At 66.6% G+C, this 23,260-nt stretch carries 20 protein-coding genes; 15 read left to right on the plus strand and 5 right to left on the minus strand.

Translation table 11 applies throughout. The features are described 5' to 3' along the window. The first annotated feature begins 404 nt into the window (after positions 1-404). The 3 genes from D7S86_RS09830 to D7S86_RS09840 are packed head-to-tail and all read left to right on the plus strand — an operon-like array spanning position 405 to position 4,035. A complete protein-coding gene (locus D7S86_RS09830; protein WP_121085840.1) occupies positions 405-2,480 on the plus strand; it encodes a M3 family metallopeptidase in 2,076 nt (691 codons plus the stop codon). A 35-nt stretch (positions 2,481-2,515) separates the two neighbouring features. Further along, positions 2,516-3,025: a DUF1993 domain-containing protein gene (locus D7S86_RS09835; RefSeq protein ID WP_121085842.1), complete on the plus strand. Its 510-nt coding sequence runs from the start codon at positions 2,516-2,518 to the stop codon at positions 3,023-3,025. Between the two features lie 29 nt (positions 3,026-3,054). Next, positions 3,055-4,035 carry a Gfo/Idh/MocA family protein gene (locus D7S86_RS09840; protein WP_121085844.1) on the plus strand — a complete coding sequence of 327 codons (981 nt, stop codon included), beginning with the start codon at positions 3,055-3,057 and terminating at the stop codon, positions 4,033-4,035. Here D7S86_RS09840 and D7S86_RS29780 read toward each other — a convergent pair. After that, entirely contained in the window at positions 4,016-5,035 is a 1,020-nt protein-coding gene (locus tag D7S86_RS29780) for a LysR family transcriptional regulator (protein WP_166444112.1), read from the minus strand. The two genes, D7S86_RS09840 and D7S86_RS29780, sit on opposite strands and share 20 nt — an antisense overlap. Positions 5,036-5,137: 102 nt before the next feature. Between D7S86_RS29780 and D7S86_RS09850 the strand changes: the two genes are divergently transcribed. Further along, complete coding sequence (locus tag D7S86_RS09850; RefSeq protein ID WP_121085846.1) at positions 5,138-5,752, plus strand: NAD(P)-dependent oxidoreductase; 615 nt, start codon at positions 5,138-5,140, stop codon at positions 5,750-5,752. Between the two features lie 86 nt (positions 5,753-5,838). On the opposite strand, the gene D7S86_RS09855 is transcribed toward D7S86_RS09850, so the two are convergent. Together D7S86_RS09855 and D7S86_RS09860 are read right to left on the minus strand one after the other, a co-directional pair. Then, positions 5,839-7,059, minus strand: coding sequence for a YeeE/YedE family protein (locus D7S86_RS09855; protein WP_121086120.1), 1,221 nt, complete (start codon positions 7,057-7,059; stop codon positions 5,839-5,841). Positions 7,060-7,421: 362 nt separating this feature from the next. Then, positions 7,422-8,435, minus strand: coding sequence for a LysR family transcriptional regulator (locus tag D7S86_RS09860; protein WP_121085848.1), 1,014 nt, complete (start codon positions 8,433-8,435; stop codon positions 7,422-7,424). A gap of 245 nt (positions 8,436-8,680) precedes the next feature. On the opposite strand from D7S86_RS09860, the gene D7S86_RS09865 reads away from it, so the two are divergent. The 11 genes from D7S86_RS09865 (at position 8,681) to D7S86_RS09915 (ending at position 19,645) form a co-directional block, all read left to right on the plus strand. Beyond that, positions 8,681-9,175 (plus strand): cupin domain-containing protein, encoded by a 495-nt coding sequence (locus D7S86_RS09865; protein ID WP_121085850.1) that lies wholly within the window; start codon positions 8,681-8,683, stop codon positions 9,173-9,175. Positions 9,176-9,251: 76 nt separating this feature from the next. Continuing rightward, positions 9,252-10,247, plus strand: a complete 996-nt coding sequence (locus tag D7S86_RS09870) for a hydroxyquinol 1,2-dioxygenase (RefSeq protein WP_420813214.1) — start codon at positions 9,252-9,254, stop codon at positions 10,245-10,247. Positions 10,248-10,419: 172 nt separating this feature from the next. Beyond that, entirely contained in the window at positions 10,420-11,883 is a 1,464-nt protein-coding gene (locus tag D7S86_RS09875; RefSeq protein ID WP_121086122.1) for an aldehyde dehydrogenase family protein, read from the plus strand. Positions 11,884-11,894: 11 nt separating this feature from the next. Further along, positions 11,895-12,992, plus strand: coding sequence for a maleylacetate reductase (locus tag D7S86_RS09880; RefSeq protein WP_121085854.1), 1,098 nt, complete (start codon positions 11,895-11,897; stop codon positions 12,990-12,992). A 59-nt stretch (positions 12,993-13,051) separates the two neighbouring features. Further along, positions 13,052-14,389, plus strand: coding sequence for an ABC transporter substrate-binding protein (locus tag D7S86_RS09885; RefSeq protein ID WP_240648068.1), 1,338 nt, complete (start codon positions 13,052-13,054; stop codon positions 14,387-14,389). Beyond that, complete coding sequence (locus D7S86_RS09890; protein WP_121085856.1) at positions 14,386-15,114, plus strand: ABC transporter ATP-binding protein; 729 nt, start codon at positions 14,386-14,388, stop codon at positions 15,112-15,114. The genes D7S86_RS09885 and D7S86_RS09890 overlap by 4 nt, the downstream gene beginning before the upstream one ends. Further along, positions 15,111-15,824: an ABC transporter ATP-binding protein gene (locus D7S86_RS09895; RefSeq protein ID WP_121085858.1), complete on the plus strand. Its 714-nt coding sequence runs from the start codon at positions 15,111-15,113 to the stop codon at positions 15,822-15,824. Before D7S86_RS09890 ends, D7S86_RS09895 begins: the two co-directional genes overlap by 4 nt. Beyond that, complete coding sequence (locus D7S86_RS09900; protein WP_205962782.1) at positions 15,821-16,684, plus strand: branched-chain amino acid ABC transporter permease; 864 nt, start codon at positions 15,821-15,823, stop codon at positions 16,682-16,684. Before D7S86_RS09895 ends, D7S86_RS09900 begins: the two co-directional genes overlap by 4 nt. A gap of 66 nt (positions 16,685-16,750) precedes the next feature. After that, positions 16,751-17,884 carry a branched-chain amino acid ABC transporter permease gene (locus D7S86_RS09905; RefSeq protein ID WP_205962783.1) on the plus strand — a complete coding sequence of 378 codons (1,134 nt, stop codon included), beginning with the start codon at positions 16,751-16,753 and terminating at the stop codon, positions 17,882-17,884. Continuing rightward, a complete protein-coding gene (locus tag D7S86_RS09910; RefSeq protein WP_240648069.1) occupies positions 17,881-18,231 on the plus strand; it encodes a Rieske (2Fe-2S) protein in 351 nt (116 codons plus the stop codon). Before D7S86_RS09905 ends, D7S86_RS09910 begins: the two co-directional genes overlap by 4 nt. Before the next feature lie 256 nt (positions 18,232-18,487). Beyond that, the gene (locus tag D7S86_RS09915; protein WP_240648070.1) at positions 18,488-19,645 is read left to right on the plus strand and encodes an AraC family transcriptional regulator; all 1,158 of its coding nucleotides are present in this window, start codon (positions 18,488-18,490) and stop codon (positions 19,643-19,645) included. Between the two features lie 35 nt (positions 19,646-19,680). On the opposite strand, the gene D7S86_RS09920 is transcribed toward D7S86_RS09915, so the two are convergent. Beyond that, the gene (locus D7S86_RS09920) at positions 19,681-20,907 is read right to left on the minus strand and encodes an MFS transporter (protein WP_240648071.1); all 1,227 of its coding nucleotides are present in this window, start codon (positions 20,905-20,907) and stop codon (positions 19,681-19,683) included. Positions 20,908-21,049: 142 nt separating this feature from the next. Further along, complete coding sequence (locus D7S86_RS09925; protein ID WP_121085862.1) at positions 21,050-22,678, minus strand: methyl-accepting chemotaxis protein; 1,629 nt, start codon at positions 22,676-22,678, stop codon at positions 21,050-21,052. Positions 22,679-23,260 lie beyond the last annotated feature (582 nt).

Genomic DNA, 23,260 nt, shown 5'->3' on the forward strand with positions numbered 1-23,260 from the left:
CGCGACACACGCAGCGCGCGGCGCCCGGCCGATCCGACTTGTCCCCAGTTCATGTTGAAAGGCTTGTGGACAAGCGCAGGGATAAGTCTTCAAGTCCTTGATCGCGCGCATGAAACATGGCGCGATTCAAATTCGTGCGGCGTGCGCGGCGTGCGCTCCGCGCGGAGTTGTCCCCAGGAAATGTTGACAGCGTTGTGGACAACCGCTCGCATAACTTCCCAAGCCCCTGATCCGGCACGCGAAATCTGACGCGGCGCGAAAGCGTGCGCGCGCATCGGGGAGGCACGCACGCGGTCGCCAGCAGGCGGACATGACTTGCGCGGCGCGCGCCCGTCGCGGCTCGTGCAAAAGACGTTTCGGCGGACTACTATCTGCGTCTCGCCTTCTCGTTCGATCGATCCGTCATGTCCGATTCGCGCGCCGCCAATCCCCTGCTGCAACCCTGGAACACGCCGTACGATCTCCCGCCGTTCGTCGACGTCAAGCCCGCGCATTTCGCGCCCGCCTTCGAGGTCGCGATGGCCGAGCATCTCGCCGAACTCGATGCCATTGCATCGAATGCGACGGCGCCCGACTTCGCGAACACGGTCCAGGCCTTCGACGAAGCGGGCCGTCTCTATACGCGGATCGCGCATCTGTTTTCGAACCTGACGTCGAGCGAGACCTCGCCCGAACTGCAAAGCGTCGAAATGGCGCTCGCGCCGCGGATCGCCGCGCACGAGAACGCGATCTACATGCACGCGGGCATCTTCGAGCGCCTCGCGACGCTCCATGCGAAGCGCGACGCGCTCGGACTCGACGCCGAACAGCACCGCCTGCTCGAACGCAAGCATCTCGAGTTCGTCCGCGCGGGCGCGCGGCTGTCGAACGATGATCGCGCGCGCTACGCGCAATTGACCGAAACGCTCGCGACGCTCTCGACGCAGTTCGCGCAGAACGTCCTCGCCGATGAGGCGGCGTTCGCGCTCCCGCTCGTCGGTGACGCCGATCTCGCGGGCCTGCCCGCGTCCGTACGCGCGGCTGCGCGTGCGGCCGCGGCCGAACGCGGTCTGCCGGAAGGCAGCCATGTGATCACGCTGTCGCCGTCGATCGCCGAGCCGTTCATGACGTTCTCGACGCGCCGCGATCTGCGCGAAACGATCTGGCGCGCGCGCGTCGCACGCGGCGCGCAGGCGGGCGCACACGACAATCGCGCGATCGCCGCGCAGATCGTGGCGCTGCGTCAGCAACAAGCGTCGATGCACGGCTTCGCGACGTATGCGGCATTCAAACTCGACGACAGCATGGCGCGCACGCCCGAAGCGGTGAACGATCTGCTGATGCGCGCATGGCGTCCCGCGCTCGAAAAGGCCGACGCCGATCGCCAACGCCTCACGCAGATGGCCGTCGAACTCGGCGAGCCGACGCCGATCGCGGCATGGGACTGGCGCTATCTCGCCGAACGCGTGCGCCAGACGCGCTACGACCTCGACGATGCCGAACTCAAGCCGTACTTCTCGCTCGACAATATGATCGCGGCGATGTTCGACTGCGCGAACCGGCTCTTCGGCCTGCAGTTCATCGAACGCCAGGGTGTCGCCTTGTATCACCCCGATGCGCGGCTCTGGGAGGTCCACGATCGCGCGGGCCGGCAGATCGGCACGTTCATCGGCGACAACTTCGCGCGCCAGACCAAGCGCGGCGGCGCGTGGATGAGCGTGTTCCAGAGTCAGTCGGGCATCGGCGGCGGGACGTTGCCGATCGTGATCAACAACAATAATTTCGCGAAGGCCGAACGCACGCTGCTGAGCTTCGACGACGTGCGCACGCTGTTCCACGAGTTCGGCCACGGCCTGCACGGCCTGCTCTCGAACGTGCGCTACGAAGGCCTCGCGGGCACCCAGGTGCTGCGCGATTTCGTCGAACTGCCGTCGCAGATCTTCGAGAACTGGGCCGAGGAACCCGAGGTGCTCCGCCGCCACGCGCGGCACGTCGAGACGGGCGAACCGATCCCGCTCGCGCTGCTCGACAAGCTCAAGCGCGCGCGTCAGTTCGATCAGGCATGGGCGTCGATCCAGTATGTCGGTCCCGCGCTCATCGATATGGCGCTGCATGCGCTGCCCAACGGCACGCCCGTCGATCTCGCGGCATTCGAAGCCGAACAGTGCGCGAAACTCGGCGTGCCCGCCGATATCGGCCAACGTCACTATTTGCCGCACTTCCAGCATCTCTTCGCGGGCGCGGGCTATGCGGCCGGCTACTACGTCTATATGTGGGCCGAAGTGCTCGACGCCGACGGCTACGATGCGTTCGTCGAACAGGGCGATCCGTTCGACGCGGCGACCGCGCAGCGCCTCCATCGTTATATTTACAGCTCGGGCAATTCGCTCGAACCCGGTGCGGCCTATCGCGCGTTTCGCGGCCGCGAGCCGAAAGTCGAACCGATGCTCGCGAAACGCGGCCTCATCGACATCGGCGAGGCCGCGGCCGTCGGCGCCTGAATCCCCTTAAAACATATCGCTTGCAGGAGACCCCCATGTCGATCTCGATCTACGAAATGTCCGTCCCGGTGTTCATCCGCGGCCTGCGCGTGCTGTCGACGCTCATCGACAAAGCCGAGGCCTACGCGGAAGCGAATCAGCTCGCGCCCGCCATCCTGCTCGATGCGCGACTCGCGCCCGACATGATGTCGTTGACGGGTCAGGTCCAGCGCGCGAGCGACACGTCGAAACTGTCGGGCCAGCGGCTCAGCGGCGTCGCGGCGCCGCGCTTCGAGGACAACGAGACGACGTTCAACGAGCTTCAGCAACGTATCGCCAAGACCGTCGCCTATCTCGAGACGCTCGATCCCGCCTCGTTCGCCGACGCGGAGAGCCGCGTGATCCAGCTCAACTTCGGCGAGTTCAAGCCGAACTTCACCGGCGTCAGCTACCTGCTGACCTTCGCGATCCCGAACTTCTTCTTCCATGTGACGACCGCGCACGACATCCTGCGTCATAACGGGCTGCCGATCGGCAAGCGCGATTTTCTGGGCCCGTTTAACTGAAACCCTGTCGGATACAGTGATCTGAAACCATGACACGTACGATTCGATGGGGGATCCTCGGACCCGGACGGATTGCCGAGCAGTTCGCGCAAGGCATTCAGGCGTCGTCCGATGCCGAGCTGCTCGCGATCGGCTCGCGATCGATCGACAACGCGCATCGCTTCGCGGACCGCTTCGGCGTCGCGCGCCGCTATGGCAGCTATGCCGAGCTTGTCGCGGACGCCGACATCGACGTCATCTATATCGCCGTCCCGCACCCGCAGCATGTGAGCGCGGCGCTCCTTTGCCTCGACGCCGGCAAGGCCGTGCTCTGCGAGAAGCCGTTCACGGTCAACCTCGGCGAAGCCGAGCGCGTCGTCGCGAAGGCGCGCGACGCACGCGTGTTCCTCATGGAAGCGCTCTGGACGCGTTTTATCCCGGCCGTTGTGCACGCGAAGGCGCTGATCGACAGCGGCGCGATCGGTACGCCGAAAATGGTGCAGGCCGATTTCGGCGCGGTCTTCAATGTCGACGATACGCATCGCGTGATGGATCCCGCGCTTGCGGGCGGCGCGCTGCTCGATATCGGCATCTATCCGATCTCGATCGCCACGTTCTTCCTCGGCCCCGTCGAGGACGTGCAGGCGAGCGCGTCGATCGGGCATACCGGGGTCGACGAGCAAGTCGCGGTCAGCATGCGGCATCGCGACGGCGGCATCAGTCTGTCGGGCGCGACGATCCTCGCGCGCTCGCCGTTCGATGCGGTCGTCACGGGCACGACGGGGCGCATCCGGCTCAACGGCGAGCTGTGCCGTCCACGCAGCCTGACGCTCACGCGCGGCGACACCGACGAGCACATCGACTTGCCGTATGAAGGCAACGGCTATCAATTCCAGGCCGATCACGTCAACGCATGCCTGCGCGCGGGCCGGCTCGAAAGCGCGCTGCTGCCGCTCGATCACTCGCTCGCGACGATGAAGGTGCTCGATCAGGCGCGCGCGCGCATCGGCCTCAGATACCCGTTCGAGTAGCGGCGCCCCAGATCGGGTCCTCGGCGAAACGCTCGGCGAGAAAATCGATGAGCGTGCGCAGAATCGCGGGCATGTGCTTGCGCGACGCATAGACGGCATAGATCGTCATCTCGTCGGGACGCAGATCGGGCAGCAACGCGACGAGCTTGCCCTCGCGAACGAGCTGCTGGACCGCATAAGCGGGCTGCATCGTGATGCCCGCGCCGGCCACCGCGGCCTCGCGCAGTACCGTGACCTCGTTCGCGCTGAGATTGCCGGTCACGGGCACGGCGATCGTGCTGTCTGTGCTGTCTGCGCCGTCAGTACCGTCTGCGCCATCGCGGCTGTCACCCGCTTCGCCACGCGAGCGAAGGCCCTCGCGTTCCCGCTGCTCACCCGCGGCCCGATCGCGCGGCGCGAAGCGCCAGAAGCTTTTGCTGAAGTACGTGTAGGTCAGGCAATTGTGGCCGCTGAGGTCCTCGGCGCGCGTCGGCGTGCCGTATCGCTCGAGATAGGCGGGCGACGCGCAGACGATCGACGGGCAATGGCCGAGCGGTCGCGCGATCAGCGCGGGATCGAGATCGTTCGTCACGCGGATCGCGAGATCGACACGTTCCTCGACGAGATTCACGAGCCGATCGACCAGCAGCATATCGATCGACGTGCCCGGATACTGCTCGACATAACGCACGAGAAGCGGCGCGAGATACGCATGTCCGATCGACATGCTGCACGTGAGCCGCAGCGCACCGCGCGGCACCGCATCGTCGTCGAGCGCACACCGCATCTCGCCGGCGACGTCGAGCATCTTCCGGCAACGCGGCAGCGTCTCGTTACCCGCGTCGGTCAGGCTCAGGCGACGCGTGGTCCGGTGCAGCAGGCGCGCGCCGACCCACGCCTCCATTTCGTTGAGGTAGCGCGATACCATCGCGCGTGACATGTCGAGCGCCTGCGACGCGGCGGTCAAGCTCCCGCGGTCGACGACTTCGACGAACACCTTAGCGGCGATCAGACGATCCATATGAATTCGAACGATTAATGCAACAAAGACGTCGGAATTATCGTCTATTTCGGATCGAATCTCGCGGCTAAGATAGCCGCTGCCTACATTCAAGGAGTCGATATGAAAGTTGCACTGATCGGTATCACGGGCCGCCAGGGCTCGCGTCTCGCGACGGAGTTGCTGAGCCGCGGCCATGAAGTGACGGGCATCGCGCGCAAGGCATCGGACGTGGCGCCGCAGAAGGGCCTCACGGTCAAGCAGGCCGACGCGACGCAACCGTCGACGCTCGTGCCGGTGATCGCCGGACATGACGCGGTGATCAGCGCGAGCCGGTTTCAAAGTTCGGATGCGAACGCGCTGACGCGCGCGCTCGCGGATGCGGGCGTCAAGCGCCTGCTCGTCGTGGGCGGCGCCGCGAGCCTCGAAGCCGCGCCCGGCAAACGCCTGCTCGATTCGCCCGACTTCCCCGACGCCTATCGCCCCGAAGCGACAGCGGGCGCCGCGTTTCTCGAGGCCCTGCGCACGGGCGACCAGACCGTCGACTGGACCTTCCTGTCGCCGCCCGCGCTGCTCGAACCGGGTACGCGCACGGGTCAATACCGGCTCGGCACGGACAATCTGATCGTCGCGGCGAGCGGCAAGAGCGCCATTTCGATGGAGGACTATGCGATCGCGCTCGTCGACGAACTCGAAAAGCACGCGCATAGCCGCAAGCGGTTCTCGGTCGGGTATTGAGCAGGACGCCGGACCTAAAAAAAGGGAACGCATCGGCGTTCCCTTTTTTTGACTCGATCGGTGACGTCCGGCCGAAGCCGGTCCGCTCAGCAGCCCGTCTGCTTGACGCGCTCGACCGCGAGCCCGAACGCCGGCCGCAGCTTCGTCCCGACGACGTTGCCGAAGAACGCGCAGACGAGCCAGAGCCAGCCGTGCAGGCTGCCCGATACGATGCCGCTGAAGTACGCGCCGATATTGCAGCCGTACGCGAGCCGCGCGCCATAGCCGAGCAGCAGGCCGCCGACGACGGCCGCGATCAGCGAGCGCAGCGGCAGACGCCAGACCGGCGCATAGCGGCCGGCCAGCGAGGCGGCGATCATGGCGCCGATCACGATGCCGATATCCATGACCGACTTCACGTCATGGCTGATCGGCGCGGCGAGCGCGGCCGCGTTCGGTCCGGTGCTCCACACGGGCCAGCTCGCGACGTCGACGCCGAATGCGGCAAACGCCTTCGCGCCCCAGAGCGCGAACGCCGACGTGATGCCCCACGGACGGCCCGACAAGGCCAGCGTGACGAAGTTGAGGATCGCGAGCACGACGCCGCCGGTGACGAGCGGCCACGGGCCATGCAGCCAAGGCGATGCGCTCGGCACGCGCTCGCTGACGAGGCGGCCGTGGCGGCGCTTTTCGATGACGACGGTCAGCGCGGCGATCGCCGCGAACACCACGAGGTTCAGTGCGATCGCCGGGCCGACGCCGAGCGTCTTGACGAGCGAGATCGGCGCGAGATGCGGCAAGGCCGACCAGAACGGCAGATGCGCGGTCCCGACGACCGAGCCGACGACGAACGCGATCAGCGTGACGACCATGCGTGTGCTGCCGCCGCCGACCGTGTACAGCGTGCCCGACGCGCAGCCGCCGCCGAGCTGCATGCCGATGCCGAAGATGAACGCGCCGAACACGACGGATACGCCGACCGGCGAGATCTCGCCCGCGACGGGATGACCGAACAGCGTGCCGGCCGACAAGGCCGGGAAGAACAGCAGCACGCCGACCGCGAGCATGACCATCTGCGCGCGCAAGCCTTCGCCGCGGCCGTCGGCGATGAATACACGCCATGCGGACGTGAAGCCGAACGCGGCGTGATAGAGCGTGATGCCCAGCAACGCACCGAGCACGTAGAGCGCGGCCTGCTTGCCGCTGACGGCTTGCGCGAGGTAGAGCGCGCCGAGCACGACGAGCGCGAGCGCGACGGCGAGCGGCTTCGGATTGAGGTTGACGAGCCGGCGCGGCGCGGCGCCGAACGACGTAGAGAGATCGGACATGATGAGCGGAAGCGGACCGCGCACATCGCGGCTCGACGATGCGCCGGTCGGGCCGGGCAGTCGCCGCGCGGGCGGAAGGCCGCATCAATTCGTTGAGTGAAGGACCGCGAGTATATCGAAATGTCGCGCCCGGCCGGCCGCGGGCGCGCCGCCGCCCGGCTCGGCGGCATCCCGGCGCGCGCGCCGCGCGACGGGCGGCGAAGCCCGCCGCGCAAGGCTCTGCGCGAACTCGCGCCGATCCGGCATCGATCGCCACATAACCCGTTTGTATATCGATATTTCGAATATGACTCGGTGGGCGGCCTCAAAGCGAAACCGACACCGGGTATCGCGCACGTTCGCCGCGCAATGCGCGGTACCGGTCAATGCGTCCCTTCGCTGCCGCGTCCGCCAACCGCATCGCCGTTGTCATGCGGCGCGCCCTCGTGGCCGCTCGTCTCGTCATACCCTTCGACATCGGTCGCGATGCCGAGCGCCTTGTCCCACTGCGGCTCGGACTGGAACCGCGCGCGCAGGAAATCGACGAACACCTTGACCTTGCTCGTCGAGCGATGCGACGTCGGATAGACGGCCGACAACCAGAGCGGCGGCGCCGCGTAGTCGGGCAGCACGCGCACGAGCCGCCGTTCGAGCAGATCGGCCGCGGCGACCATCGTCGGCAAATAGACGACGCCCGCGCCCGCGCGCGCGAATTCGAGCAGCAGATGCACGCTATTGGTCTTGAGCACCGGCGTCAGCTCGATCTCGAAGCACTCGTTGCCCTTCATGAGCGGCCACTTGTCGCCCCACGGGTAGTACGCGTACCGCGCGAAATCATGGCGGATCAGATCGAGCGGCGTTTCGATGACGGGCTCGTCCTTCAGATATTGCGGCGCCGCGCAGAGCACGCCGCGCACCGGGAACAGCCGGCGCTCGACGAGCGAGTTCGACGCGGGCGGATAGATCTGCAACGCGACGTCGAAGCCCTCCTGCACGGGATCGACGATCCGGTCGCTGACCGTGATCTCGAACTCGATGCGCGGATACGTCGCCCGAAAGTCGATCAGCGTGCGCGAGAAATGGCCGAGCGCGAATCCCGGCAACACGTGCACATGCAAGGTGCCGCTCAACGCGAGCGTCTCGACCTGCGAGCGCGCGGACAAGTCGTACGCGCGCTTGAGCAACTCCGCGCAATCCTTGTAGTAGCTCTCGCCGATCTCCGACAGACGCACCGCCCGCGTCGAGCGATGAAACAGCGCGACGCCGTAGTGCTCTTCGAGCTGTTTGACGCGCGCGGTCACGAGCGATTTGCCAATGCCGAGCTGCCGCGCGGCGTTCGCGAAACTCTCGGCTTCGGCGGCCTTCACGAAGGCCTCAATGCTAAGAAATAGGTCCATGGTCGCGCGATTGTGCGGAGCCGCAATTGAAGCTGTCAATTAGCATGCGCCCTTGTTTTCAGGCCTTTTCGCGCGCCGTAACAGACGAATTCGATCAGCGAACGCGCGCGCATCGACCGTTCGAATTTTTCGCCGCCCGCGTTCGGAATTCCTGACCCTCGATCGATTGCGCTGCGCCGTACGCGTCACTACCCTTCGATCACAGATACCGTGCAATCGATAGCCCGGACAACCTGGAGGACGACATGCAGCAAACCACATTCGGCAGTCTGGAGCACTTCCAGAAAGGCTCGATCGAGATCATCAAGGGCAAGGCCGAGCACTACGCCTTCTCGAACATCTACGAAGTCGCGAGCGGCGCGCCGCCGTATCAGAAGACGGTCGTCGGCAAGAACCTCAAGTTCGTCATCGAATCGCTGCGCGCCGAAGGCGACTCGCCGTGGTATGCCGCGGCCCATGATGAATTCGTCGTCGTCATGGACGGCGACGTCACCGTGCACTACATCAAGCCCGATGTCGCGGGCTCGCTCGCACCGGCCGACTCGGAAGGCACCTATACGCTCGACGGCGCGCCGCAAGGCAAATCGATGGGCTATGTGAAGCTGGGCCGCGGCCACCAGGCCATCCTGCCCGCCGGCGTCGCCTATCAGTTCCGCGCGGCCAAGCCCGGCGTGCTGATCGTGCAGACCATTCTCGGGCCGAATTCGGTCGAGAAATGGAACGACATCTGCCTGCAGTGACGCCGCATCGCCCAGCGATCCCCCGACCCAATCCGAACCGCTGTCGCGAGCGCGACAGCGTACAACGAGGCTCATGATGGATATGTCCACCCTTCCCCAAAACGTGCGCGCGAGCCAGCCCGACGCCATCACCGGCTACCGCACGTTCCAGCTCGGGCACTTCGAATTCTCGCGCGACGCCTATTTCGTCACGGTCAAATGGCCGGCCCAAGGCACGCAGCACTCGCACCAGATGCACGCCGACGCGTTTCTGCGCGCGATGATGCGCGATATCGCATGGGGCTTCTTCTACGGCTGGGTCAACTTCGACGAAGTGCTCGGCACACGCAATCACTACGGCAAGGTCGATCTCTACGCGGGCTCGTTCAACGCGAGCTACAAGGCGGCCGGCGTCGATTTCCTCGAACAGTTCGATACGCCCGTCATCATGGCGACGTTCAAGGCCATCATGAAGGACTGGGTCAACGAAGGGTTCGATCCGTTCGCCGCACCCGAGGAAACCGGGACCGCGTTCGGCGCGAAGCACGGCGACAACGTCGCCGCGATCGAACGCACGCGGATCGCGACCAAGCGCATGCCCGGCCTCGAAGGCGACTCGCCGCTGCGCGACGACTTCCCCGTCAACCGCCAGTTCAACGACGTCGCGCAAGACGAGCCCGAGATTCATGCCGAACCCGGCTTCGAAAAGGAATTGCACGCGTTCAATCTGTTCAAGTACCTGTCGCGCTCCGATGTCACGTGGAATCCGTCGGTCACGTCGGTCTGCAAGGAAAGCCTGTTCTGCCCGACGACCGAGGAGTTCGTGCTGCCCGTATTCCACGGCAACGACCGCGTCGAATGGTTCCTGCAGATGTCCGACGAGATCGTCTGGGACGTCGCCGACAAGAACACCGGCGAACCGCGCGCACGCGTGACGATGCGCGCCGGCGACATCGCCGCGATGCCGGCCGACATCCGGCACAAGGGTTACTCGCAGAAACGCTCGATGCTGCTCGTCTGGGAGAACGCCACGCCTAACCTGCCCAAGCGCTACGAGAGCGGAGAACTGTCACCGTACCCGGTACAGTTCTAAGCCCCCATCCGTCAAGATCGACAACCGCCCGGCCGTGCCGGGCGGCGGGATGCGCTCGCGCGCGCGATTCGAATGATGTCGCCGCGCGCCGGCTCCGGCGTCCCGCCACGCTGAAAGAGAACGACTCATGAATACCGCCCGCAGTGCCGAATTCGACGATCGCGCGTCCCGCATCCAGACGCAATTGTTCATCGGCGGCCGCTTCGTCCCCGCGCAAAGCGGCGAGACGCTCGCCGTGCTGAATCCGCACGACAATTCGAAGCTCGCGGATATCGCACTCGCCGGCAAGGCCGACATCGATCGCGCGGTCTCGGCCGCGAAAGCCGCTTTTCCGGCCTGGAGCCGCATGGCCGCGGCCGATCGCGGACGCCTGCTGCTCAAGCTCGCCGACGCGATCGAAGCGAACGCCGAACGCCTCGCGCGGCTCGAATCGCTCGACACCGGACACCCGATCCGCGATACGCGGTTTCTCGACGTGCCGCGTACGGCCGCGACCTTCCGCTATTTCGGCGGCATGGCCGACAAGTTCGAGGGATCGGTCATTCCGGTCGAACAAGGATTTCTGAACTATCTGCTGCGCGAACCCGTCGGCGTCGTCGGCCAGGTCGTGCCGTGGAATTTCCCGCTCATGTTCACGAGCTGGAAGATGGCGCCCGCGCTCGCGGCCGGCAATTGCGTCGTGATGAAGCCCGCCGAACTCACGCCGCTGTCGAGCCTGGCGATCGCCGAGCTCATGGCCGAAGTCGGCTTCCCCGACGGGGTCGTCAATATCGTGCCGGGCCTCGGCGGCGTGGCCGGCCAATATCTCGCCGAACATCCCGACGTCAGCAAGATCACATTCACGGGTTCGACGAAGATCGGGCGCGAGATCGTGCGCGCGTCGGCGGGCAATCTCAAGAAGGTCCAGCTCGAACTCGGCGGCAAGGGCGCGAACATCGTCTTCGAGGATGCGAATCTCGACGCGGTCCTGCAGGGCTCGGCGTTCGCAATCTTCCATAACCAGGGGCAAGCGTGCATCGCGGGGTCGCGGCTCATCGTGCACCGCTCGCTCGTCGATGCGTTCACCGAACGCTTCGTGCGTCTCGCAAGCTCGATTCGCGTCGGCGACCCGCTCGACCCGAACACCGAAATGGGACCGCTGACCTCGCCGCAACATCGCGACCGCGTGCTCGCCTATATCGACATCGCACGCGAGGAAGGCGGCGAGATCCTGCTCGGTGGCAAGCCTCCGGCTCACGCGTCGCTCGCGAACGGCTGCTATGTCGAGCCGACGATCGTGCGCGCGAAGCCGACCGATCGCGTATGCCAGGAAGAGGTCTTCGGACCGTTCGTCACGATCAATACGTTCGACACCGAAGCCGAGGCGCTCGCGATCGCGAACGGCACCGAATACGGTCTCGGCGCGGGATTCTGGACGCGCGATCTCCAACGCGCGCACCGGCTCGCGCGCGACATCCGCAGCGGCATGGTCTGGATCAACACGTACAAGCGCGTGAACCCGGGCTCGCCGTTCGGCGGCGTCGGCGCGAGCGGATACGGCCGCGAAATGGGCTTCGACGTCATGCGCGAATACACGCAGGCCAAGTCGGTCTGGGTCAACGTCGATGCGCAAACCCCGCCCTGGTATCCGCGCTGAGCTCGCGAACCATGAACGATTTCATCTATCACGCCCTGCCCTCGCGCGTCGTGTTCGGCGCGGGGAGCCTGCGCCACCTCGAACGCGAACTCGATCTGCTCGGGCTCAAGCGCGCGCTCGTGCTGTCGACGCCGCAGCAGCGCGCGCAGGCCGAGGCCATCGCGGCGCGGCTCGGCGCGCGCGCGGCCGGCGTGTTCGCCGACGCGGTCATGCACGTGCCGCTCGCCGTCGCGCGCGAGGCGCGCGCGGTCGCCGAACGCGTCGGCGCCGATTGCGCGCTCGCCGTCGGCGGCGGCTCGACGACGGGTCTCGGCAAGGCGATCGCGCTCGACTCGGGCCTGCCCGTCATCGCGATCCCGACGACGTATGCCGGCTCGGAAATGACGCCGATCTACGGCATCACCGACGACGGCATCAAGAAGACCGGACGCGATGCGCGCGTGTTGCCCAAGACGGTGATCTACGACCCGGAGCTCACGCTCTCGCTGCCGACATCGATCTCGGTCACGAGCGGCATCAATGCGATCGCGCATGCGGCCGAGGCGCTCTATTCGCAGGACGCGAATCCGATCACGTCGATGATGGCGGAGGAAGGGATCCGCGCGCTCGCGTCGAGTCTGCCGTGCATCGTGCGGCGGCCGACCGATCTCGCCGCGCGCGGCGACGCGCTCTACGGCGCGTGGCTGTGCGGCGCGGTGCTCGGCGCGGTCGGCATGGCGCTGCACCACAAGCTCTGTCATACGCTCGGCGGCAGCTTCAATCTGCCGCACGCCGAGACGCACACGATCGTGCTCCCGCATGCGCTCGCATATAACCGCGACGCCGCGCCCGATGCGATGCGGCGCATCGCGCGCGCGCTCGGCGCGAGCGACGCCGCGCAGGGCGCATACGACCTCGCGAAGGCCAACGGCGCGCCCGTCTCGCTGCGCGAGATCGGCCTGCGCGAGAGCGATCTCGACACCGCGCTCGACATCGCGTTGCGCAATCCGTACTGGAACCCGAGACCGATCGAACGCGCACCGCTCGCGGCGCTGCTGCGCGACGCCTACGAAGGCAGGAGACCCACGCTCGCCGACGCGGATGCGGCGGCGGCAAGCGTACCGCGGTAACCCCGGCACAAAGACGACACGCCAAGACGAAACGTCCACACAACAACCAGGAGACAAAGATGAACACGCACCTGAACACGCACGAGAGTCCCGCCCCGCACGACGACGCTCCGGACACGACGCTCGCGAGCGAACGGCGCCGCCGGATGCTCAAGCTCGGCGCGAGCGCGATGGTCGCCGGCAGCCCGCTGCTCTCGACGCTCGCGCGCGCGGCGTCGGGCCGCACGATCAAGATCGGCTATGTCTCGCCGCAGACCGGTCCGCTCGCGCCGTTCGGCGAAGCCGACCGCTTCACGATCCAGCAGATGCAGACGGTGCTCAAGAACGGCATCCGCGTCGGCGGTGCAATGCTGCCCGTGAGCATCATCGTCAAGGACAGCCAGTCGACGCCGAATCGCGCGGGCGAGGTCGCGAGCGATCTGATCCTGCGCGAGAAGGTCGACATCGTGCTCGTGAGCGGCACGCCCGAAACGGCGAACCCCGTGAGCGACGTCTGCGAACTCAACGAAGTGCCGTGCATCTCGACGGTCGTGCCTTGGCAACCCTGGTTCTTCGGCCGCAAGGGCGATCCGAAGAAGGGCTTCAAGTTCACCTATCACTTCTTCTGGGGCCTCGAAGACGTGATCGGCGTCTACACGGGCATGTGGCAATCGGTCACGACCGACAAGGTCGTGGGCGGCCTGTTCCCGAACGACGGCGACGGCAACGCCTGGGGCGACGCGAAACTGGGCTTTCCGCCCGTGCTCGCGAGCAAGGGCTTCACGCTCAAGGACACGGGCCGCTTCCAGAGCATGACGCAGGACTTCTCGTCGCAGATCTCCGCGTTCAAGCAGGTCAACGCGGACATCATCACGGGCGTCGTGATTCCGCCCGACGCGAAGAACTTCCTCGTGCAGGCGCGCCAGCAGGGACTCAAGCCGAAGGTCGTCTCGATCGGCAAGGCGCTGCTGTTCCCGAGCACGCTCGAAGCGCTCGGCGATCTCGGCGAAGGCCTGTCGACCGAAGTCTGGTGGACGCCGATGCATCCGTTCAAGTCGTCGGTCACGGGTCAGACGGCCCGCGCGCTCGCCGACGACTACGAGAAGACGACGGGCAAGCAATGGACGCAGCCGATCGGTTTCGCGCACGCGCTGTTCGAAATCGCCGTCGATACGCTCAAGCGCACGAAGGATATCGATTCGAACACGTCGATCCGCGACGCGCTCGCGGCGACGAAACTCGACACGGTCGTGGGCAATGTCGCATGGGGCACGGGGCCGGTGCCGAACGTCGCGAAGACGCCGCTCGTCGGCGGTCAGTGGGTCAAGGGCCAGAAGACGCGCTTCGATCTCGCGATCGTCAACAATCAGCTCGCGCCGTCGATCCCCGTTTCCGGTCCTTTGAAGCTGCTGTCATGACTGCGCTGCTGTCGCTTCGCGACGTCTCGAAACGCTACGGCGCGCTGACCGTGACCGATCACATCAGTTTCTCGGTCAGCGAAGGCGAGACGCTCGGCATCCTCGGCCCGAACGGCGCGGGCAAAACGACGCTGTTCAATCTGATCAGCGGCGACACGCGCGCCGACTCGGGCACCGTCGAATTCGACGGACGCGAGATCGGCGCGCTCGCGCCCTATGCGCGCTGTATCGCGGGCATCGGGCGCTCGTATCAGGTGCCGCGGCCGTTCGGCAATATGACGGTCTTCGAGAACCTGCTCGTCGCCGCGACGCATGGCGCGCAACACAGCGAGGACGACGCGTACGCGCTATGCGTCGACGTTCTCGAACACACGGGCCTGCGCGCGAAAGCGAACCGGCACGCGGGCTCGCTCACGCTGCTCGACCGCAAGCGCCTCGAACTCGCGCGCGCGCTCGCGACGCGTCCGAGGCTGCTGCTGCTCGACGAAATCGCGGGCGGCCTCACCGAAGCCGAAACGCATACGCTCGTCGCGGAGATCCGGCGCGTCAAGCAGCAAGGCGTCACGATCGTCTGGATCGAGCACGTCGTGCACGCGCTGCTCGCGCTCGCCGATCGCCTGCTCGTGATCAACTTCGGCAAACACCTGGCCGAAGGCGCGCCCGATGCGGTCATGAACGACCCCGAGGTGCGCCGCGTCTATCTCGGACTGGAGGCCGCCGCATGAACACCTTGCTTGCGACGCACGGACTCACGGGCGGCTACGGCGATTTCCAGGCGCTGTTCGGCGTCGATCTCGAAGTCCGCGAGGGCGAAGTCGTCGCGCTCATCGGCGCGAACGGCGCGGGGAAATCGACGCTGCTCAAGACCGTGACGGGATTGCTGCCCGCGCGCGCCGATCAGGTCACGTGGCGCGGCGAGCCGATCGGCGGCGCGCGCGCCGAACGCATCGTCGGTCTCGGACTCGCGCTCGTGCCCGAAGGCCGGCGTCTGTTTTCGAGCCTCAGCGTCGAGGAGAACCTGCTGCTCGGCGCACAAGCGAATCGCACGCGCGCACGCAAATGGCATCTCGATTCGGTCTACGCGCTGTTTCCGATTCTCAAGGAGAAGCGTCGGCAGCCATCGACATCGCTCTCGGGCGGCCAGCAGCAGATGGTCGCGATCGGCCGCGCGCTGATGAGCAATCCGCGCCTGCTCATGTGCGACGAACTCTCGCTCGGGCTCGCGCCGATCGTCGTGCGCGAGATCTACGACGCGCTGCCCGCGCTCGTCGAGGACGGCATGAGCGTGCTCATCGTCGAACAGGACGTGCAGCTCGCGCGGCGCGTCTCGCAACGCTTCTACTGCCTGCAGGAAGGCCGCGTCTCGCTGAGCGGCGCGTCGGCGAGCGCGTCCGACGCCGACATCGCGAACGCCTATTTCGGAGTCGCCGCATGATCACCTTCGTCGACATCATCGTGCAAGGCGTGCTGCTCGGTGCGCTCTACGGGCTCTTCGCGATGGGGCAATCGCTCGTGTTCGGCGTCATGCGCATGACGAACACCGCGCACGGCGACTTCATCGTGCTGCTCGTGTTCGGCCTCGTCGCGCTCACGGGCTATGCGCATCTGCCGCTCGCGCTCGCGATCGCCTTGCTGCTCGTCATTGCGTTCGGATTCGGCTTCGCGCTTCAGTACATCGTGCTCAATCGCGTCGCGGTCCGCGATCCGCTGCCGTCGCTGATCGTCACGTTCGGCCTGTCGATCGTGATTCAGAACGTGCTCCAGCAAATCTTCTCGGCCGATCCGCGTTCGATCGCGACCGGCGGCTTCGAGTCGGCGAGCGTGTCGTTCGGCGCGCTGACGCTCGGGTATCTGCCGCTCGTGACGCTGCTCGTGACGATCGCCTTGACGTTCGCGATGCAGTGGTTATTCGGCAAGACCGGCCTGGGCCGCGCGTTTCGCGCGACATCGGACGATCGCGACATCGTACGGCTCATGGGCATCTCTCACCGCCGCACGTTCGCGCTCGCGATGGCGATCGCGTTCGTCCTGATCGGCGTCGCCGCGACGCTCTACGCGATGCGCACGGCGGTATCGCCGAGCGACGGTCCGGCATTGCTGCTCTATGCGTTCGAGGCCGTGATCATCGGCGGCATGGGGTCGTTCTGGGGCACGTTCGCGGGCGGTATCTGCCTCGGCATCGCGCAGCAGATCGGCTTTCATATCGATCCGGGCTGGGGCATCTGGCTCGGCCACGTCGTGTTTCTCGCCGTCCTCGTCGCGCGGCCGCAAGGGCTGATGCCGCGCACGCGCTGATCGAACACGCCATGAACGAACTCAACGCGCGTCCCTACGCGGACGCGCCCCTGGATGAATGAAGCCATGATGGATGCCGTACGTCCCCGTTTCGAAGTCCGCCGCGCGACACGCGCGAGCCGGATCGCGAGCCTCGTGTTGATCGCGCTCGCCGTCGTCGTCGCGAGCATGCCGTTCTGGGCCGGGCGCGATGCGCTGCGCGACTTCATCGAAATCGCGTCGTATTTCGTGTTCGCGATGATGTGGAACCTGCTCGCCGGTTACGGCGGCATGGTGTCGATCGGCCAGCAAGCGTATTTCGGACTCGGCGGATATCTGATGCTCGCGCTCGCGAATTTCGCGGGCCTCTCGCCGTTCGTCTGCGTGCCGATCGCGGCCGTGCTGACCGCGATCATCGCCGTCCCCGTGTCGCGGATCGCGTTCCGGCTCTCGGGCGGTTACTTCGCGGTCGGCACATGGGTGATCGCCGAAGTGTTCCGCCTCGGCATCGCGAACATCTCGGCGCTCGGCGGCGGTTCGGGCACAAGCCTCACGGGCCTCGGCGACATCGCGCGCAGCACGCGCGAGTCGATCACGCTGTGGCTCGCGCTCGCGATCGTCGTGCTCGCAACAGCGCTCGTCTATCGCTTCCTGCGTTCGAAAGCCGGCCTCGCGTTGACGGCGATCCGCGACGACGCGGTGGCCGCGAGCAGCCAGGGCGTCCATGTCGCGGGCACGCGGCTCGTCGTCTATCTGTGCGCGGCCGCAGGCGCGGGGCTCGCGGGTGCGCTCTATTTCGTCGGCAATCTGCGGATCTCGCCCGATGCGGCCTTCTCGGTCAACTGGACCGCGTTCGCGATCTTCATCGTCATGATCGGCGGCCTCGGCACGCTCGAAGGGCCGATCGTCGGCACGCTGCTGTTCTACGTGCTCAACAAGTTCCTGTCCGACTACGGCACGCTGTACCTGATCGGACTCGGCCTGCTCGCGATCGTCGTGACGCTGTTCTTTCCGCAAGGCCTCTGGGGCTATGTGTCGCGACGTTTCGGACTGCAATTTTTCCCGGTCGGACGACGGCTCGTGATGCTCGAGCCCGGCGCACCGAACGACGCGTCCGCACAGGTTCCGCTTCAGCCGGCTTTACAGCCGATCTCGCAACCGACCTCGCCACCGACCTCGCAGTCGCCCTCGCAATCGAGTCCGCTGCCCCGTACGCGATGAAGACGAAGATGACGCATGCGCTCTGCGCGCTCGACGCGATCCCCGACGGCGGCGGACGCGCCGTTGCGCTCGATTCGAAAACATCATGCGTGGTGCTGCGCCGCGGCGACGCGGTCTGGGCCTATGAGAACCGGTGCCCGCATTTCTCGATTCCGCTCGATTTCGAGCCCGGTCAATTCTGCACGTACGACAGCGCCTTGCTCATGTGCGCGCATCACAGCGCGATGTTCCGCTTCGAGGACGGGCATTGCATCGACGGGCCCTGCGAGGGCGCGGCGCTCACGCGCATCGACGTCGAATGCCGCGGCGACACGGTCTATCGCGTCTCGGACACCGACCCCGTCTGAACGTCCGCCTCATGCTCGGCACCCCGTGGATCACGTACCTCACGTCGATCACGCGCGACGCATCGGCGACACACGCAAGCCCGACTCGTCGCGGCCGTTCGGCGCTTGCCCGTGCAGCCCGCGGGCATCGTGACGCGTTCGCGCACGGGCTCCGCCCGAGATCCGCCGCATCTGTCCCGTCTTCGATAAAATGCCGCCAGCGGTGATACGGCCGCCCATAAAAACAAGGTCGGACGGATCAACGGGGTTGGACGGTATGAATCAGCACGCGAGCTCGCGAGGCGTCACGTCGACGATGTCGATCGGCGTCGAGCATAGTTACTTCGACGCATGCGCGGCCGTGAGCGCGGGGTCGCGCGGCGCACCGTCCGGCATGCTGTTTAGTGCCTCGCGCGCAACATCGCAAGCCGCTTCGCGCACCCCGTCATCCGCATCGAAATCCTCGCGCGCGGACGCACCCGGCCATCCGCTGCTCGCCTGGCGCGAGCGCGTCGGCCACGTGATCGACGTGCTGCCGAGCAAGGCGGACCTCGAAACCCCGACGTTCAGCGCGTCGATCGACCGTTTCGGCGTCGGCGACCTCACGTTCACCGACTGCCGCTCGGGCGCGATGCAGCTCGATCGCTCGATTGCGCGGATCTCGAACGATACGCACCGCCGCATGGCGTTTCACGTGTTCCTCGAAGGCGGCACCGACGATGTGATCGTGCATCGTACGTCGCGGCGCGCGTCGCCCGGCGCGGCCACCTTGCTCGCGCTCGACCTCGGGCAACCGGTGCGCATGCGCCGTCAGGCCTGCCGCGTGCTGACGGTGTTCGCGCCGGCTTCCGTCGCGGCCGAAGTATTCCCCGATCCCGGCTTCATGCACGGGCGCGGCATGCGCGCCGACACGCCGCTCGCGCGCCTGATCGTCGATCACCTGGCCTCGTTGAGCCGCAATATCCGGCAAATGGATGCGCATGCGATCGACGTGTCGATTCGCAGCGGCGTGCAGTTGCTGACCGAAGCGTTTTGCCTGCAGGCGGGACTGCGCGGCAATGCGCGCGCGGCCAAGCGCGCGGCGATGTTCGAGCGCGTGCGTCGCTACATCCAGGCGAATCTGTTCGACGACGACCTGTCGCCCGAGCGGGTCCTCGGCGTGCTCGACCTGCCGCGGCCGACGCTCTACCGGATGTTCGAGCATGAAGGCGGCATGGCCACCTATATCCGGCATTTACGGCTGCGCCACGCGGCCGACGACCTCGTGCGCCGCGCCGATCTCAGCGTGACCGAAATCGCGTACGGGGCGGGGTTTTCGAGTCCCTCGGATTTCACGCGTGCGTTTCGGCGCGCGTTCGATATGACGCCTCAGGACTTCCGCGCGATGTCGCGGATCGACGCCCCGCTCGTCACGACCGCGACCGGCGCCGCCTAGCGCGCAGGGCTTCGCGAGCCGGCGAGTCCGCGCGCTCAGGCGCGTACGCGCCGCTCGTCGAACAGCCCGCACGCAATGAAGCTCACGAGGCAGGCCGGCGCGACATACCAGGCGACCGACATCGGATCGCCGGTCCAGCGGACCAGCGCGGTCGCGGCGAATTGGGCCGTGCCGCCGAAGATCCCGACGCCAAGCGCATACGACACCGCGAATCCCGTCGCGCGCGCGCGAGCCGGCATCCCTTCGAGCACAAGCACCGTGGCGATGCTGGCCCCGAGTCCGATCAACGCGCTGATCGCCGCAACCGCGGCGAGCACGGCCCCCTCGCCCCGCGCATGCACGATCACGAAAAACACGGGATAGACGAGCAGCGTCGTCAGACCCGACGTCGCGAGCAGCAGCGGCTTGCGGCGCGTGAGCCGATCCGCGAGACGGCCCGACAACGGCGCGACGATGACGAGCACGAGCGCCGAGAGCGCCGCGCACCGGAATCCGACGCGCTCGGGGAAATGCATGACACGCGTCAGATAGCTCGGCATGTAGACGACGATCGCGTAGAACGGAATCGTGCGCCACAGCATCATGAGCGTCGCGAGCGCGACGGGTCTGATCAGCGCGCGGTCCGCGGCCTCGTCGTCGCGCGGCGCGTGCGTGCGCGTTTCGGGCAGTCTGAGCCGCACATAGAGTCCTGCCGGCGCGACCAACGCGCCGAGCGCGAACGGCATGCGCCACCCCCACGACGCGAAGCTCGCGGGGGTCAGCGCATGCGTGAGCGCGAGCCCCGTACAGGCGCCGAGCAAGGCCGCGGCACCTTGTCCCGCGAGTTGCCAGCCGATCGCGAAGCCGCGGCGCGCGACGGGGACGGTATCCATCGCGTACGTCGCGGCGGCGCCCACCTCGCCCCCGGCGGCGAGCCCCGCGAGCAGGCGCGCGATGACGACGACGATCGGCGCCGCGACGCCGATCGCCGCATACGCGGGACACAGCGCGATCGCCGCGGTGCTCAGCGCCATCAGCATGCTCGTCACGACAAGGGCCGCGCGGCGTCCGCGACGGTCGGCATGGCGGCCGATCCAGATCGCGCCGAGCGGGCGCATCAGAAAACCGACGCCGAAGGTCCCGACCGCGAGCAGCAGCGACGTCATCGGATTCGACGACGGGAAGAACTGTTCGCCGATCGTGCCCGCGAACAAGGCGAACACCGTGAAATCGAAGAGTTCGAGGCAACTGATGAACGACGTCGCGGCGATGACGGTCGACATGCCGTCATCGCGACGCGTGTTCGGCATGCAGGAAGGCGATATCGAGTTCAACGTCGTGCGCCGAATCCGGAGGGACGGTGGAAGGACGACAATGGGGCCCCACGATTGCGCAGGCGCCCCGTCTCTGCTTCGAACGGACAGGTCAGCCGGCCGGGCGCAAGCGCAGGTGCGGCGCGCCGTCGGTGGTCGCGCCGCCGAACGCGGCGCGCGCCTGCTGGCCGATGCGGAACACGGCGACGGCATCGCTGAGGCGCTGCGCCTGATCCTCGAGCGACGCCGCCGCGGCGGCCGCCTGTTCGACGAGCGCCGCGTTCTGCTGCGTGACCGTATCCATCTGCGAGATCGCGATATTGACCTGATCGATGCCGTTGCTCTGTTCGGTCGACGCGACGGCGATCTCGCTCATGATCGCGCTCACGCGACGGATCGCCGAGACGATCTCGGACATCGTCGAACCCGAGCGTTCGACGAGCGACGCGCCGCTTTCGACGCGCTGCGTCGACTCGACGATCAGCCCCTTGATCTCCTTGGCCGCGGTCGCGCTGCGTTGCGCGAGCGAGCGCACTTCGCTCGCGACGACGGCAAAGCCGCGGCCCTGCTCGCCCGCGCGCGCGGCCTCGACCGCCGCGTTCAGCGCGAGGATGTTCGTCTGGAACGCGATGCCCTCGATGACGCCGACGATGTCGCCGATGCGCCGCGAATCGTCGACGATGTTCTGCATCGTGCCGACGACGTCGCGCGCGAGATCGCCGCCTTCGGCCGCGAGGCCCGACGCGCCCTCCGCAAGCGAGCTGGCCTGACGTACGTTGTCGGCGGTCTGTTTGACGGTCGACGTCAATTGCTCGATGCTCGCGGCCGTCTCTTCGAGCGATGCGGCCTGTTCCTCGGTGCGCTGCGACAGGTTCGTGTTGCCCGCCGCGATTTCGCTGACGCCGACGTGAATCGACTCGGTGCCGGTGCGCACGACGCCGACCGTCGAGATCAGCGACTCCTGCATCGTGCGCAGCGCCTCGCTGAGCTTGCCCATCTCATTCGTGCTCTTGACCTCGACCTGGCCGGTCAGATCGCCCGCCGCGATCCGGCCGAAGCTGCCGACCGCGGCATCGATCGGATCGACGATCGACGAGACGAGCCAGCCGCGCGCGAACAGCGACAGCAGCAGCGCGGCGCCGAGCCCGGCCGCGACCGTCACGATGACGAACGAGAATTGCCGTTGCGCCTGTTCATAGCGCGCCTCGCCGAGATCGACCTGGCGCTTTTCGAGCACGAGCATCGCCTTCTCGTAGGCCGAATAGAGCGGCGAAATCTTGTGCGCCTGAAATTCGCTGAAGGTCGCGCGATCGCCCGCCTTGAGCGCCGCCATCGCGGGCGCGACGCCGTCGTGCAGGAACGCGGCGCGCTTGCTCTGCATGTCGGCGACGAGATCGCGCGCGCCGTCGTCGTTGCCCGCCTGGGCGAGATACGCGTTCATGCGGTCGTCGGAGAGCTTGATATAGCTGTCGGCGCGCTTGAGCACCGCCTCTGCAGCCTCCGTGTCGTTGACGCTCAACAGCGACTCGTAGGTCGCGAGCGCGAGCCGCGCGCGCAGCAACTGCCCCGAACTGCCTTCGAGGTTGGCGACGGCCGGAGTGTCGACCGTGTACATCTGCTTGAGCGATCGATTGGCCGAATTGAGCGACAGCACGCCAAGCGCGGCGCCGAGGATCAACGCAAAACCGAACAGACCGATGATCGCGTTCACGCAGCGGCGAATCGAGAGGTTCTTGAGCATGTATGAAGTTCCACTACTGAAATCAAAGCGCAAACGCGCGCGCACGGGGCGCGCGAGCAACGCCCACTGGCGAAGCCCGCGACACTGCCCACGAGCAAGGCCTGCGGACCGCGTTCGCGGAGGGTGCCCGATACGAGACGGCGTCATCGCGCGGCGCGCGTTCATTCGACGCAAGGCGTGCACGAACTAGCTTGCAGTCACCTTGCATACAGCATGAACAACGGCGAATTTTTCTAAAACTTTATTCATTGGACGGATCCGTCGCTAAAAAAAGATCGCGCGGACTCGACGTGCGTTACATGCAGATCATGCGCATTGAAAGCGGGATCGCATCAGGCGTAAAAATCGGGATGCGCCCCGTGTAACGCGATATTGCCGCGGAGCGCCCGGGGCGGCGCGGAGACCGGCGGCCGGGCTGCCGGCTGCGCGAGGACGCAGCGCGAACGATGCCGCGCCATGGGCCATGCAGGAGCCGGAATCCGCGCAAGCGCGCGAACATATGTACGCATACACGTACGCATACACGCATGCTGATCCGCACGCACGCACGAACGCGTGATCGCGGACGCGGGCGTTCGTGCG

This window comes from Pararobbsia silviterrae (assembly GCF_003628125.1).
Taxonomy (GTDB): domain Bacteria; phylum Pseudomonadota; class Gammaproteobacteria; order Burkholderiales; family Burkholderiaceae; genus Pararobbsia; species Pararobbsia silviterrae.